Below are 13,097 nucleotides of genomic sequence, written 5' to 3'. Positions count from 1 at the left end.
CCTCCGGTGAGTGCCGTCCCTGTACCGGCGGCCCTCACCGGTACCCACAACTCAGTATGGGTCGGCCACCTCATGAGCTCATTGAGACCAGCCGAAGCCGGCAAGAACTCACACTCTGGCAGCAGTATCAGGGCGCAGGGCCCGCAATCCGCGGCGACGGCACCCCCGCCCTTGAGTGGTCGCAGCCCGCTGAAGAGAGTCCCTCAGCGCGGCTGCTGTCGCAGGCGCAAGGCCGCTGCACCTCGACCCGTGAGGTGACCTGCCTCACATGCTGTCACGAAGGGCGATCGAGTGGTGTCTTGTGCTCGAACCGCTCGAAATGAGGGAGACATCATGGCTGAGAACACCGATGTGGTAGTGATCGGCGGCGGATACGCCGGCGTCATGGCAGCCAACCGCCTGACGCTACGGGGCGACGTGACCGTGACGCTGGTCAATCCGCGGCCGGCCTTCGTCCACCGGGTCCGCCTGCACCAGTTGGCGGGTGGGACCGACGCGGCGGTCGTCGACTACGAGGATGTCCTCGCGCAGGGGGTGCGGTTGGTGGTCGACAGTGTGACGAGGATCGACGCGGCCGGGTGCGGTGTGGAGCTGGCGAGCGGTGGTCGGGTCGGCTACGACTATCTGGTCTATGCGGTGGGCAGCGGCAGCGCGGACCCGCAGGTGCCCGGAGCGGCCGAGTACGCCTACCCGATCGCCGGCCTGGAGGACGTGCAGCGGTTGCTGCCGGTCCTTGACGCCGCACCGGCGTCGGCCGCGGTGACGGTGGTCGGAGCCGGTCCGGCGGGTATCGAGACGGCCGCTGAGCTTGCGGAGCAGGGCCGCCGAGTGACGCTGGTCTGTGGTGGGCTGCTCGGGCCGTACTTGCACCGGCGGGGACGTCGTTCGGTGGCCGAGCGACTGGCGGCGCTCGGGGTGAAGGTTGTGGAAGGTGCTGCTTCGAAGGTGACGAGGGTGAAGCGTGACGCGGTGCTGCTTGCAGACGGCCGGGAACTGTCGAGCGCGGTGAGTATCTGGACAGCCGGCTTCGGCGTGCCGGACCTGGCCGCTCGCAGCGGCCTGAGCGTCGACATCCTGGGCCGGCTGCTCACCGACGAGACGTTGACGAGCGTGGATGACGACCGCATCGTCGCGGCCGGGGACTCGGCGGCGCCGTCCGGCCTGCCCCTGCGGATGAGCTGCCAGGTCGCGATGCCGCTGGGTGCGCGAGCCGCCGACACGGTGCTGAGCCGGTTGGCTGGTGAGCGGCCCGAGCCCCTCAACCAGTCGTTCGGAGCGCAGTGCATCAGCCTGGGGCGAGGCGCCGGCGTCTTCCAGTTCGGCAACAGGTCCGATGTCGCAGTGTGGTTCCACATCGGTGGCCGCCTCGGCGCGAAGATGAAGGAGGGGGTGTGCAAGGGCATCGTGAAGCACCTTGCCGATGAGGCGCACAAGCCCGGCGGGTACAGGCTGCACCGCGTGAAGGGGGGCGCCGGGCGTGGCCGGGCGCTGGAGGCCATGCGGACCGAGGAGTCGTTCATGATCGATCGGATTTCCTAGATTCGGGCCGGGCCGGCTGTCCTAGGGGAGATGATCAGGGCATGAGTGACCATCACGCCGTTGACCGGGCGACGGAGATATTCGTTGCCCATCGCAATCTGCTGTTCACCGTTGCGTACGAGATGCTCGGCTCGGCGGCCGATGCCGAGGACGTCCTGCAGGAAACGTGGTTGCGGTGGGTCGAGGTCGACCTGGAGCAAGTGCGCGACCAGCGCGCGTACCTGGTTCGGATCACGACCCGACAGGCGCTCAACCGGCTGCGTACGTTGGCTCGGCGAAAGGAGTCTTACGTGGGTCCGTGGCTGCCCGAGCCGCTGCTGACCGCGCCGGACGTGGCCCAGGACGTTGAACTGGCCGAGAGTGTATCGATGGCGGTGATGCTGGTCCTGGAGACGCTGTCGCCGACCGAACGGGCCGTTTTCGTGCTGCGCGAGGTCTTCGACGTCGGCTACGACGAGATCGCGGCGGCAGTCGACAAGCCCCCGGCCACAGTGCGCCAGATCGCACACCGGGCCCGCCGGCACGTCGATGCCCGGCGCCCGCGCAAGGTGGTCTCCCAGAGCCAGACTCGGGCGGCTCTGGAGTCGTTCCTGCAGGCACTGGAAGGCGGAGATCTGCAAGGCCTCCTCGACGTCCTCGCGCCCGAGGTCGTCTACATGGGCGACGGAGGCGGAGTCAAGCACGCTGCCCTACGGCCGATCGCCGGCGCCGGCAAGGTGGCCCGTCTGCTGGTGGGCGGTCTCGGCAGGAGCACCGTCCCGGTCGCCTTCGCCCACACCACGGTCAACGGAAGCCCGGCGCTGGCGATCCACCTGGACGGTGAGGTGGATGCCATCATCGCGACCCGCGTGGAGGGCGGCCTCATCACCGGTCTCTACGTCGTCCGCAACCCCGAAAAACTGTCCCGCATCGCATCGGAGACCTCCCTCACACTGCGATGAATCAGCGGTGGCGGAGCAGGCGTCTCGGGCACTTTCTCTCTGCGCCGTGTTCGCTCCACCCTGTCTGGCCGAGTACCGACGCCCTGCGCCAAGGGGACGCGGAATCAGCTGAGTTGCCCGCACAAGGCAGACAGTCCGTTCTGCCTCTACGGAAAGATCACTCTCATGGAATCCCTTCGCTACACATTCCTCGTCTTTCACCTTTTCGGATTCGCCGCTCTCCTGGGCGGAATCTTCTACCAGGTGCGGGGAAAAGACCCGGTCACTGACACCTACATGGTGACCAGCGCGGTCGTTCAGCTGGTTACGGGCGCCGGGCTGATCTGGACCCGCATATCACTGGACCTGTCTGTTCCCCATGCCAAGATGGGAGTGAAACTGGCCCTGGATATCCTGGTGGCGGTGACAGCGCTGGTAGGCATGCGCAATAAGCAGATCTGGACCTTCTATACGGTAGCGACATTCACGGCAGCTGCGGCAGTTGTGGCCGTGGTATGGAAATAGCCGCGATCAGAACATCATCCGAGGGGCAGGCCAGAGGCCTCTCGCAGGTAGTCGAAGGTAAAGACGCAGGTAGCGGCAGACGATTCGGGCTGTACGCCGGGGCCTGTTCCGTACGACCACCCAGGCGTCCAGGAGGAACTGAGCAACGATGAACTCCTGAAGCTCGTCCGACAGAACGAAACTGCGTCGCAAAGAGATCTCTTCGGCTGGTGCGCCGAGAACGCTGGAGAATGAGGTCACCGTGCTGTTCGGCGTCCTGGACTACAAGCAGTCTCCGACGCCGAACCAGGACGGAGCATTCCTCATCAAGGACAGCTGGGACGACTACACCCATGTGACCACGTTCGAGCTGTACGTCCGCAGGGACGACGGGCGCCTGCTCCAGGCGGGGTTCGTCCGTATCGGGCACGTCTACATACAGACCGATCCGGACTTCCGTGTCACGGCCAGCCGGTGCGCCCTCGCCCCCATCGCCGGCCCACAGCCCCAGAATGTCCCGTCGGCTCTCGACGGTGACGGCCAGGGCCACGTAGATGGGCCGGTTCGCCACCGCGCCGTCGCGGATCGCGTCGATGCCGAGGTGGTCGGTGATCTCGCCCGCCGGGGCGGACTCCAGGAGCCGCTTGGTCAGCCGCTGGAGCAGCCCACTCTCGCCGGTCAGCTGCAGACCCTCTGCCTGAGCTCGGCCGACCAACTCGTCGATGAGCTGGTCGTCCACCTTCTTCGCCGGCTGCGACTCAGCGGCCTTGACGGACTCGGCCTCGGTCCCGTCGTCGCTGGTCATCGACATCTTCCTTGATCAGGAGTTACACCGATCCTTTTACAGTCCCAGTGTCGCAAGTTGTTGGTGCTGCTGAGCGTGTGACTTTCCGTGACCAGCAGCGGGCTCTCCCCCAGTCCCGCTGCTCCTGTGTCAGCTTGTGGTGCCGCCGTAGTTCCGCAGGACGTTCAGAGCCCTGTCGAAGGCCGAGTCTCTCTTCTTGTCGAACTCGTGCTTGGTGAAGACCGGCTCGATGAGGTGCGGCGGAATGCCTGTGCCGTCGAAGGTCCTGCCCGAGCCGGCCAGGAACTCCTCGTTCGGTAGCCAGGCCGACATGCCGTTGGGGAGCTTGCGCTGCATGACGTCCGAGAAGACGCCCTGTGTGGGCTGCCCGATCCGGACCGTCTTGCCGGGCCGGTCCATGAGGGCTTGGGTGAACGTCTCCCCCGCGCTGACGGTCGAGCCGCCGGTCAGCACGGCGACCGGCCCGGTGTAGCGGGGGCCATGGGCGGGCGTGACATACGCGGGCTGGGGGCGAGTGTGCCGGGTGGGGTCTGCGGGGTTGTTGCGGGCCCGCTTGGAGTAGGCGAGGTAGGGGGTGTCGGTGAGGTGCTCGGCGATGTGGATTCCCAGGGCGTCGGAGCCGCCGCCATTGATCCGCAGGTCGATGACCAGGCCCTTCAGGCGCTGGGTGCGCTCCTGGTCGAGGACCGTGTCCAGCGCCCTGTCGAGCTCGGCCAGCTGGGCGGCGGGGGCAGCATCGCTTGCGTATCCGCCGAAGCCGGAGATCCGCAGATAGCTCTGCCCGCCGGGGAGGTCGGCGTAGGTGATCCGTCCGTTGGCGAAGTCCTGGAGGTTTCGGGCGTCCTTGAGGTCGTGCGCCACGATGAACTTCTTGACCTTGGTGTCCAACTCCTGGGTGGGCAGGACGGTGCCGGGGCGAACCTGTGCGAAGACACGGTCGCCGTCCTGAACGGCGACGTGGGCGTCGTAGAGCGGCTTGACCATCTCGCTGAACACGACGTAGAGCTCGTCCCTGGTTGTTTTCGCGTGCACCCTGGGGCGGTAATGGTCGCGTAGGGCGTGCCAGTCGATGCCCTTGGCGGAAAAGAAGGGGTAGTTCTCCTCGAAGGACTGCCAGAAGACGTCAAAGGCAGCGAGCGGACCCTTGCGGGCGGGACGCGTGCAGGCGTCGGGCAACTCCGGGATCCGGCGCAGGTTCCGGTCGCCGACGGAGCCGTCCACCCGCATGGACCCGCGGTCGCGGCTTCCTTGGGTGCGCACAGTGAGGACAGTGCCATCGGGTGTGGTGTAGGTGCCGGGGCCGGTCTGCTGTGCGGAGTCGCCCTTGAGGCAGCTGACGGCGGTGGTCTGGTACTCCTGGAAGGTTCCATTCCGGATGGAGAGCACTGTGCCGTAGCCGTCCATGCGCCAGATTCCGTCGGTGGTCGGCTGGTGGACGGTGGCGGCCGGGGCGGCTTGGCCGGCGAGGGTCAGTGCGACGGCGGTGGCCGTGACAATGCGCACGATCTTGCCTTCTCTGTAGGCGACTTGCTCAGGGTCAGCCCCACCGTCGCCGACACAGCGTTCTCCCGGCCATCCGGCTGTCCGGTTGATCGAAGGTGGGGCCAGCCCCCGCCATCGGCAATGCCCGAGGGTGATCGCGATCGGGGACCGACCGTCAGGCACGTCCGTACGGTGCCGGTCTGCCGTGTGGTCCGTGCCAGTCCAGGCACAGGGCGGTGGCATCGTCCTGCGGATTGTTGTTGCAGGCGTCGGTGACCGCGGTGGCCAGGTGTCGTGCGACCTCACGCGGGTGCTCGGTGGCGGTGTCGAGGATGAGGCCGGGGAGGTCGACTTTCTGTGCCTGGCGTTCCTGCATGCCGTCGGTGTACAGAACGAGGCGGTCGCCGGGGCGCAGGTCGATGTCCTGCACCTGATAGGTGCCATGTGCTGGAACCCCGAAGGGCAGGTTCACGGCCAGGCGCACCTCCTCGACGGTGCCCTCGCGCAGCCGCAGGGGCCAGGGGTGGCCGGCGTTGACGAGCTGGGCGCTGCTGCCGTTGAGGGCGATGCGCAGCAGCTGCCCGGTTGCGAAGGTTCTTCGTCCGTGTTCGAGCAGGGCTTGGTGGGTTCGATGGGCCTGTTCGGCGAGATCAGCTCCGGCGCGGCGTGCGCCGCGCGAGGCGTTGACCAGGAGGGTGGCCATGAGGGCGGCGTCGACGTCGTGGCCCATGGCGTCGGTGATGGACAGGTGGAGGGTGTCTTGGTCGAGGGAGTAGTCGAAGGTGTCGCCGGCGATGTCTGAGGCTGGGACCAGGGCTCCTGCGAGGGCGAATTCGGTGGCCTCGCAGGCGGAGGCCGAGGGCAGGAGCTGGCGTTGGATCTCTGCGGCCAGGCTGACAGATGTGGTGCGGTTGCCCCAGTGGTAGAGGTCGGTGAAGCGGCGGTCGGTGACGATGACGTAGGCCAGTGCGTGCGCGACTTCCTCGATTTGCGCTAGCACGCCCTGCGGGACCCGGGTGAGGAACAGTTCCAGCACACCGACGGTGTCCCCCCGATTCGTTACCGGGGCGAGCACTCGCTGCCCGCGCTCACCCTGCGGCTCGTGCACCACCTTTTGGGTGCGCAGCACCTCGTCGTAAATGCTGTCGTCGAAGGGAACTTCGTCGGCGCGGCGCTCGTGGGGAGCGATGGACTGCTCGCTGACTCGAAGCAGGCGCTGGCCTACGATGTCGACGAACAGGAACGAGACGTACCGTGCGCCGAACCGCTCGCGCAGATTCCTCGCCACGACGTCCAGCGAAGCCACAGGCGCGGCGGCCTCTGCCGCTTCAAGCACCTCAGCCAGTCCGATTCGATCGCCTACCACGTCAGCCTCCCTTTTGGTTGGAGACTCGTTTGCCCACTGACATGAAAGACATCGCGATGATGTGACTCACGCCACAATGTGCAGCCCTCGCGTCGTTAACGCTTCGTCCTGTTGCGGTCCGTTCGTCAGTTTCGGAGAGGTGTGCGCGACCGGCGCGCGGCACGGGTTCGGCGTGTACCTCGAACCGCCGGGCCGGGGCCCGCCGCATCCTCCCCTGGTCGCGAGCCGTACGGGGACGTGGCCGCCGCATGACTCTGACCGCACGGCGCGGTGAATGTGGTGCGCACGCCTTGACCGGTGTGCCCTGGGCCCCGCACGGTTGCTTCGCCCGTATGCGCCAAGGTCATGTCCAGGGGGTCTTGTGAACAGCAGACTGCTCGGTGCCGCAGCCGTCCTGACAGTGCTCACCACGCTGGGCTCCGCGCCCACTCCGGCCGCGTCGCAGCCGGGGGAAGGCCGGACGGAGGCCGGGCCGACGCGGGGGAAAGGGCTGCCGCTCGGTGCGCCGGGGCTGACCGAGACCCGCACCACTCGCACTCTCCAGCCCGGCGTGACCCTCACCCGGATCGTGCGCGGGGCCGACACGGCCGCGCTCCCGTGGACCGTCGAAGTCTCCATCCCCGGCGGCGCCGCCTCTCCGGACCCCGACGCGCCCCCGGCCGTCATCAGGGACACCGCCAGTGCCCGCGAACTGACGGCCACGTTGCGCGCCGAGGGCTTCGACGCCCGCACGGAGCAGGTCCGCGCCCCCGCCGTCGCCGACCACCCCGGCGGCACCCTCGGCAGCCGTGTTCGCGTCGGCACGTACGACACCGAGGCCGCCGCGAACGCCGTACGTACCCGCCTGCGGACTGCCGGACACACCGGCTCCGCCGTCTACACCGGCTGGGACGGCGCCAGCACCGACAAGGGGCGCTGGCGGATCGACGTCCTGACCATCGACCCCCGGACCTTTGACGGCTCCCTGACCGCCTCCTACGGGCCGGATCTGGAGCGCCGCGAGACGACCAGCGCACTCGCTGCCGCCCAGGGCGCGAGTGCTGCCGTCAACGCCGGGTTCTTCGTCCTCGATCCGCGCTCCGGCGCCCCCGGCGACCCCGCAGGCGTCGGCATCTACGACGGCCGCCTGCTGAGCGAGGCCGTCAACGGCCGCCCTGCACTCGTCGTCCGGGACAACGGCAGCGGTAGTCACGTCACCCGCCTCACCTGGAAGGGCACCGTCACCGGCCACGGCACCATGCGCCCCCTCGACGGCGTCAACCGCGTCCCCGGCCTGATCCGCAACTGCGGCGGCACCGCTGACGACCGGCCCACCCACCGCCCCCTGCACGACACCACGTGCACCGACCAGGCCGAACTCGTCGCCTTCACGCCGCAGTTCGGCGCGTCGACCCCGCCCGGCGAGGGCCTCGAAGCGATCCTGGACCACACCGGACGGGTACGGGAGGTGCGCTCACCGCGCGGCGGCGCCCTGCCGAAGGACGGCAGTTCCGTCCAGGCCACGGGCGATGCCGTCACCGACCTCATGGCGTTCGCCCATGTCGGCGACCGCCTCCGCGTACGCGGCACACTCCGGGACGGCGACGGGCGGCCGTATGCTCCCTCGCGGCGTACCGACGTCGTCAACGGCGGGCCCGAACTCGTCCGTAACGGCCGCATCCACATCACCGCCGCCACCGACGGCATGGTCCAGCCAGGCAACCCGAGCTTCGACTACGGCTGGGTCCTCAAGCGCAACCCGCGTACCCTCGCGGGCGTCGACGCCGCCGGACGTACCATCCTCGTCACCGCCGACGGCCGCAGCACCGAATCCCTCGGCCTGAGCATCCCCGAGAGCGCCGCAGTCGCCCGCTCCCTGGGCCTGCGCGAGGCCGTCAACCTCGACGGCGGTGGCTCCACGACCATGGTCGTGGACGGTCAGGTCGTCAACCGTCCCTCCGACGCGAGCGGCGAACGCCCGGTCGGAGACGCCCTGCTGATCCTGCCCAAGCGATAGGAGGCGGTCGCGGCCGATATTGCAGACCGTGTCCTATGTGGCGAGTCGGGCGAGTCGTTTGTAGCAGCTGAGTGCTGTGGCGAGGCCGAGAAAGGCCAGGTAGTTGCGGGGTTGGCGTTTGTATCGGTGGTTGAGTGCGCGGTAACCGGTGAGCCAGGAGATGGTGCGTTCGATGGCCCATCGCCGGTGCCCCAAGCGTTCGCTGGACTCGATTCCCTTGCGGGCGATGCGGAGGGCCTCCCACCCGATGACGGTCAACGAGGCAAAGCTGCCTGCAACCGGCACCTGGCCCGATCCCGGCAAGTGCGGCGCCCAGGCGACATCGTCATCACCGCGCCCGAGGAGGAGTACCGGTGTTCTTTGTGGAGATCGACAACTGCTTCGAGTCCGCTCAGCTCCTCGCCGCGAAGATCGACAAGTACATGCGCTTCTGCCGGCGCAAGGTGAAAGACGTCGACGGCAAAGAGCGGCCGATGTGGCGCACCCGCTGGTGGGTGCCCGACGGCCGCCACGGCGACCGGCCGCACCCGCCGCTGCTGCTCGTCTCCAACCGGACCGGCCCGCGAAACCCCAACGCCGTCATAGCGCAGCTTGCCGAGCTGACCGAGCGACGCTGGAAGGGCACCGCGTACGAGGGGGCTTCCACATGTACGAAGGCAAGTTGCCCGTTGTGGTCACCGGCATGAAGCAGCTCCAGGAGCATGGCTCGGCCGGAGCGGTCTTCCGGCGCTTCGGCCGGCCGCAGAACCAGATGCTCATCGAGGCCATCGTCGAAGCCCGCGCCCTCTGCGGCTCGCCACCGTCGTTCGAACGACGGACGGCAGCCGTATCTGGTGGATTGCCCAAGCCCTTTCGCCGATTTGCGTCGCCCTTCCAATCCTGCGCGCAGGACGTCGATGCCGGCGATCAAAGATTACAGAACATAGTCACCAAAGGACTCCAAGATATATATTCAAAAACAATGGCACGCCTCTCGTTGAATTAGTCGGCAGGAATTTCCCGCGCCCATTTTCAGGGTTTGCCCCGGAAGGGTCTCGGGTACACCGTGGAAGTCACGGATCGTTCACGACATGGGGCCCGCCACCTCATGATCCGGAGGCCCTCATGACACCGAAACGCCCGCTGCGCAAGCCCGCTCACTCGTTCCTGGAACTGCACTGGGGCGGAGTGCACATGGTTGTCGAGCGCGTCCCCTACCGGCTGCTCGCCATGATCGGCAGTGCGGTCAGCGCGCTCGGAGCGGGCATGTGCTTCGGCGGGCGGTGATCACCGGGTGCTGTACCGCAGGAACAGCCAATGCCCCGGGCAACTTCGCTCCCGGAAGCGCTGGCCCGCGGGCAGGGTGCGCGGCCGGGGTCAGGGACGTTGCGCCCTCCCGGACGAACGGCCCGCCCCTGGTGCCTGAGACGGGTTCGAGGCGGGCCCTGCCGGTCAGGATGCCCGAGTCCCAGCCGGTGACGTCGAGCAACTGTCCGTCCAGCGATCCGCCCCCCAGCTCGCGGTAGACGTAGCCCGCCCCCGCCCCGGCCTCAGCAACCCGCTGCTGCCATCAATACGGGGACGCGTGTGTCATCCGCCCGAGCCGGAGGCTACTGACGATCACGGCTCAGAACCGCAGGCGCAACCCGGAAGCACCGGCCGCCGCGCGCACCGCTACGCCGCCTCGTAGCGATGCGCGCGACCGCCGCGCCACTGCACCCATGAGGTGTCGTCCAAGAGCTGCTCGGCGTCGGGCAGGCCGGCCCTGCGCAGGAACTCGACGACGTCGTGATCGTCGTGGGCGAGGCCGGCGATCTCCCCGCGGATGGTGACCCGGCGCCCGCCGGTGAGGGAAGGGCGGTGGATGACGATGGGCGCACTCATACAACCAGCGTGCTCCAGCGACATCGTCCCGGCGATCCGAGCAGCGCCGTCAGGCCGGCGCAAGGGTAAGGCGACGTCGCTTCCCCGGACGCGCACCGGTGCGCAGTCGGCACGGCCGCCCGGCCCGTACGCGCTCACCGGGGCGATGAGATACGCCCCGGTGCTCAGCATGCCCGCGTCCCACTGACCTGATTCCACCCCAGCCGGTTCACTTGAGACGAGAAGCGAATCGGCAGTGCCAGGCGATCTTCGGGCGCCGGCGTCGACCTTCAGGTGTGAACGTGAATTAATCGGCGAACAGGCCATCACCACAGCGCACCGCGAGAAGCAACGGGACTTCCCGATCCGGGAGCCATGGCGAGTCGGATCCAAGCTCGGTGCCGTTCCACAGGTCGAAGGAGATCATCTACAGCCCGGTGGAAATGGTGGAGCTGTTCCGGGGTGAGGCGGTTCAGGTCGGTGGTGACAAACGAGGTATGCGAGACCCTCGGGCTGGCAACGGCGCCGCGCGAGCTCACGCCCGGCCTGCGCCCGGTCCTGGAGATCGCCCGAGCGCCCGAGGACCTCATCAACTGGTGGGCGCCCCGCCGCCAGCGCATCGAAGACGCCCTGGAAGCGCTCACCGACCCGTACGTAGGGATCACGGCCACCTGCCCGGCGAGCGCGGCTGTGACGCCTTGGGCCGGCGGCCGGCGCAGGAGACCCGGCCCGCGAAGAAGAACCCGAAACCCCTCGCGCAGCTGTTCGCATGGTGGCGCGCCTTCGTGATCCTCCGCTCCGGACAGGAGCTGATCGACGGCCTTCTGGAGAAGTGCCAAGCCTGGGGGCGGCGGCGATGCGGGCGCGGGTGAATCCTGCCGCGGACGTGACGCTCGCCGCCCTCGACGTCGCCGCGGTCGATTTCACTCTCCGCGAGAAGTTCTCCCGGCGTCACATCCTGGCCGAAGCGTGTCGGCACCTGCTGGAAACTTTGCGCCGCTGCGCGCTCCCCCACGACTTGGACAACGCCGTCGCCGAGCGGGCCCTGCTCCGCCATTCCCGCCGCCACACCGCTACCAAGCCCAGCCTTGGGGCGCCAGCGGCGGAGCGGATGACTTGCACCGCCGACTTCCCCGTGCCCGACCGGCGGTGGATCGCCTCCGTCGAAGGTGCGCAGCCGCGGGAGTCCAGCCCCATCCTGCAAGGGGCGCCGTCCGGGGCGGCGCGCCCGGTCGGGGAGCGGGGAAATGGAGCGCGGTTCGAGCGCAGTTCTGGTCTAGACCTTGACAGGTCCAGACCATATTGCTTGTGTCTGTCTCGTCCCACTCAACCCCCTGAAGGAGTGGCCGTATGTCCAGACACCGTCTCTTCGCACTCTTCGCCGCGCTCGCCATGGCGCTGGGCCTTGCTGTGCTCAGTCCGATGGCTTCCCCTGCCTCTGCCGCGACGTGCGCGTCAGGCTGGAACTCCTCATCGGTCTACACCGGCGGCATGAGCGCCTCGTACCAGGGCCACAACTGGCAGGCGAAGTGGTGGACCCAGGGCGAGACCCCGGGCGCGGCGCAGGTATGGGCCGACCTGGGCACCTGCGGCTCCGGCGGCGGAACCGGTAGTTGCGCCTACCCGGACTGGGCCGCGGGCCGCGCCTACGTGGCCGGCGACATCGTCAAATACACCAACGGCAACTACTACAAGGCGTCGCACGACAACCCGGGCTACGACCCCACGATCAGCACCTGGTACTGGGACCCGTACAGCTGCACCGGCGGCGGCACGGACCCGGGCACGCCTTCGGGTTTTGTGGTCAGTGAGGCGCAGTTCAACCAGATGTTCCCCGGCCGTAGTTCCTTCTACACGTACAGCGGGCTGGTCGCCGCGCTGAAGGCGTACCCGGGTTTCGCCAACACCGGCAGTGACACCGTCAAGAAGCAGGAGGCTGCGGCCTTCCTCGCCAACGTCAGCCACGAGACCGGCGGGCTGGTGTACATCGTCGAGCAGAACACCGCCAACTACCCGCACTACTGCGACAGCAGCCAGCCCTACGGCTGCCCGGCGGGCCAGGCCGCGTACTACGGGCGCGGGCCGATCCAGCTCAGCTGGAACTTCAACTACAAGGCCGCGGGCGACGCGCTCGGCATCGACCTGCTGCACAACCCGAACCTGGTGCAGACGGACGCGGCCGTGGCCTGGAAGACCGGCCTCTGGTACTGGAACACCCAGAGCGGCCCCGGCACCATGACCCCCCACAACGCCATGGTGAACGGCGCCGGCTTCGGTGAGACGATCCGCTCCATCAACGGCTCGATCGAGTGCAACGGCGGCAACCCCGCCCAGGTCCAAAGCCGCATCAACACTTACCAGAGCTTTACCTCCCTCCTCGGCGTCCCCACCGGCAGCAACCTCAGCTGCTGACCGCCCCGGCTTGCGTCGGCGCCGCATGCCTGTCGCATGTGGCGCCGACGCAACAAGTTGATTGACTGGGACTGTCGGTGGACGCGACGGCCGTGCAAGCCCACCAGCACGCTGCTGGGGCCGAAGAAGGTGTCGCGGGCCGCCGTTCCCCACGGCGTTCCGTCGGGTAGGCCACAGGTGCTCGGCGCTTCTACGCTTCCGGCTGTGCCGGAACAGTGCCGACCGCCGCCG

The 13,097-nt window shown here is 68.1% G+C and carries 11 protein-coding genes and 2 pseudogenes; 8 read left to right on the top strand and 5 right to left on the bottom strand.

Annotation, left to right across the window (positions count from 1 at the left end):
* Positions 1-333 precede the first annotated feature (333 nt).
* The 3 genes from EAO73_RS13730 to EAO73_RS13720 all read left to right on the top strand — a co-directional run bounded on the left by EAO73_RS13730 (position 334) and on the right by EAO73_RS13720 (position 2,984).
* Positions 334-1,539, top strand: coding sequence for an NAD(P)/FAD-dependent oxidoreductase (locus EAO73_RS13730; RefSeq protein ID WP_147971813.1), 1,206 nt, complete (start codon positions 334-336; stop codon positions 1,537-1,539).
* A gap of 41 nt (positions 1,540-1,580) precedes the next feature.
* A complete protein-coding gene (locus EAO73_RS13725) occupies positions 1,581-2,480 on the top strand; it encodes an RNA polymerase sigma-70 factor (RefSeq protein ID WP_147971812.1) in 900 nt (299 codons plus the stop codon).
* A 165-nt stretch (positions 2,481-2,645) separates the two neighbouring features.
* The gene (locus EAO73_RS13720) at positions 2,646-2,984 is read left to right on the top strand and encodes a hypothetical protein (RefSeq protein WP_147971811.1); all 339 of its coding nucleotides are present in this window, start codon (positions 2,646-2,648) and stop codon (positions 2,982-2,984) included.
* 454 nt (positions 2,985-3,438) lie between these two features.
* Here the strand turns inward: EAO73_RS13720 and EAO73_RS36515 are convergent.
* The 3 genes and pseudogenes from EAO73_RS36515 to EAO73_RS13705 all read right to left on the bottom strand — a co-directional run.
* A pseudogene (locus tag EAO73_RS36515) lies at positions 3,439-3,768 on the bottom strand (transposase); the annotation flags it as partial.
* Positions 3,769-3,897: 129 nt separating this feature from the next.
* On the bottom strand, positions 3,898-5,271 hold the full coding sequence (locus tag EAO73_RS13710; RefSeq protein ID WP_147971810.1) for a S41 family peptidase: 1,374 nt from the start codon (positions 5,269-5,271) through the stop codon (positions 3,898-3,900).
* Between the two features lie 154 nt (positions 5,272-5,425).
* Entirely contained in the window at positions 5,426-6,616 is a 1,191-nt protein-coding gene (locus EAO73_RS13705) for a PP2C family protein-serine/threonine phosphatase (RefSeq protein ID WP_147971809.1), read from the bottom strand.
* 361 nt (positions 6,617-6,977) lie between these two features.
* Here EAO73_RS13705 and EAO73_RS13700 point away from each other — a divergent pair, with 361 nt between their 5' ends.
* A complete protein-coding gene (locus EAO73_RS13700) occupies positions 6,978-8,612 on the top strand; it encodes a phosphodiester glycosidase family protein (protein WP_224756281.1) in 1,635 nt (544 codons plus the stop codon).
* Between the two features lie 33 nt (positions 8,613-8,645).
* Here the strand turns inward: EAO73_RS13700 and EAO73_RS13695 are convergent.
* Positions 8,646-8,846 (bottom strand): annotated as a pseudogene (locus tag EAO73_RS13695) (transposase); the annotation flags it as partial.
* Between the two features lie 119 nt (positions 8,847-8,965).
* Between EAO73_RS13695 and EAO73_RS13690 the strand changes: the two are divergent.
* The 3 genes from EAO73_RS13690 to EAO73_RS35905 all read left to right on the top strand — a co-directional run bounded on the left by EAO73_RS13690 (position 8,966) and on the right by EAO73_RS35905 (position 9,878).
* Positions 8,966-9,298: a hypothetical protein gene (locus EAO73_RS13690; RefSeq protein WP_147971807.1), complete on the top strand. Its 333-nt coding sequence runs from the start codon at positions 8,966-8,968 to the stop codon at positions 9,296-9,298.
* Positions 9,259-9,597, top strand: a complete 339-nt coding sequence (locus EAO73_RS13685; protein WP_191134048.1) for a hypothetical protein — start codon at positions 9,259-9,261, stop codon at positions 9,595-9,597. Before EAO73_RS13690 ends, EAO73_RS13685 begins: the two co-directional genes overlap by 40 nt.
* 119 nt (positions 9,598-9,716) lie before the next feature.
* Positions 9,717-9,878 carry a hypothetical protein gene (locus tag EAO73_RS35905; RefSeq protein ID WP_191134047.1) on the top strand — a complete coding sequence of 54 codons (162 nt, stop codon included), beginning with the start codon at positions 9,717-9,719 and terminating at the stop codon, positions 9,876-9,878.
* Positions 9,879-10,265: 387 nt separating this feature from the next.
* Here EAO73_RS35905 and EAO73_RS13680 read toward each other — a convergent pair whose 3' ends face one another.
* Positions 10,266-10,475, bottom strand: a complete 210-nt coding sequence (locus tag EAO73_RS13680; RefSeq protein WP_147971805.1) for a hypothetical protein — start codon at positions 10,473-10,475, stop codon at positions 10,266-10,268.
* A gap of 1,329 nt (positions 10,476-11,804) precedes the next feature.
* Between EAO73_RS13680 and EAO73_RS13675 the strand changes: the two genes are divergently transcribed.
* Entirely contained in the window at positions 11,805-12,866 is a 1,062-nt protein-coding gene (locus EAO73_RS13675; RefSeq protein ID WP_147971804.1) for a glycoside hydrolase family 19 protein, read from the top strand.
* Positions 12,867-13,097 lie beyond the last annotated feature (231 nt).

Source organism: Streptomyces sp. col6 (assembly GCF_008042035.1).
Lineage (GTDB): Bacteria > Actinomycetota > Actinomycetes > Streptomycetales > Streptomycetaceae > Streptomyces.
The sequence above is the reverse complement of the archived record's forward strand: the minus strand, read 5'-3'. Positions and strand labels throughout refer to the sequence as shown.

Coding starts and splice junctions, on each gene's coding strand:
- EAO73_RS13730 (WP_147971813.1), top strand. CDS start 334: ATGGCTGAGAACACCGATGTGGTAGTGATCGGCGGCGGATACGCCGGC.
- EAO73_RS13725 (WP_147971812.1), top strand. CDS start 1,581: ATGAGTGACCATCACGCCGTTGACCGGGCGACGGAGATATTCGTTGCC.
- EAO73_RS13720 (WP_147971811.1), top strand. CDS start 2,646: ATGGAATCCCTTCGCTACACATTCCTCGTCTTTCACCTTTTCGGATTC.
- EAO73_RS13685 (WP_191134048.1), top strand. CDS start 9,259: ATGTACGAAGGCAAGTTGCCCGTTGTGGTCACCGGCATGAAGCAGCTC.
- EAO73_RS35905 (WP_191134047.1), top strand. CDS start 9,717: ATGACACCGAAACGCCCGCTGCGCAAGCCCGCTCACTCGTTCCTGGAA.
- EAO73_RS13680 (WP_147971805.1), bottom strand. CDS start 10,475: ATGAGTGCGCCCATCGTCATCCACCGCCCTTCCCTCACCGGCGGGCGC.
- EAO73_RS13675 (WP_147971804.1), top strand. CDS start 11,805: ATGTCCAGACACCGTCTCTTCGCACTCTTCGCCGCGCTCGCCATGGCG.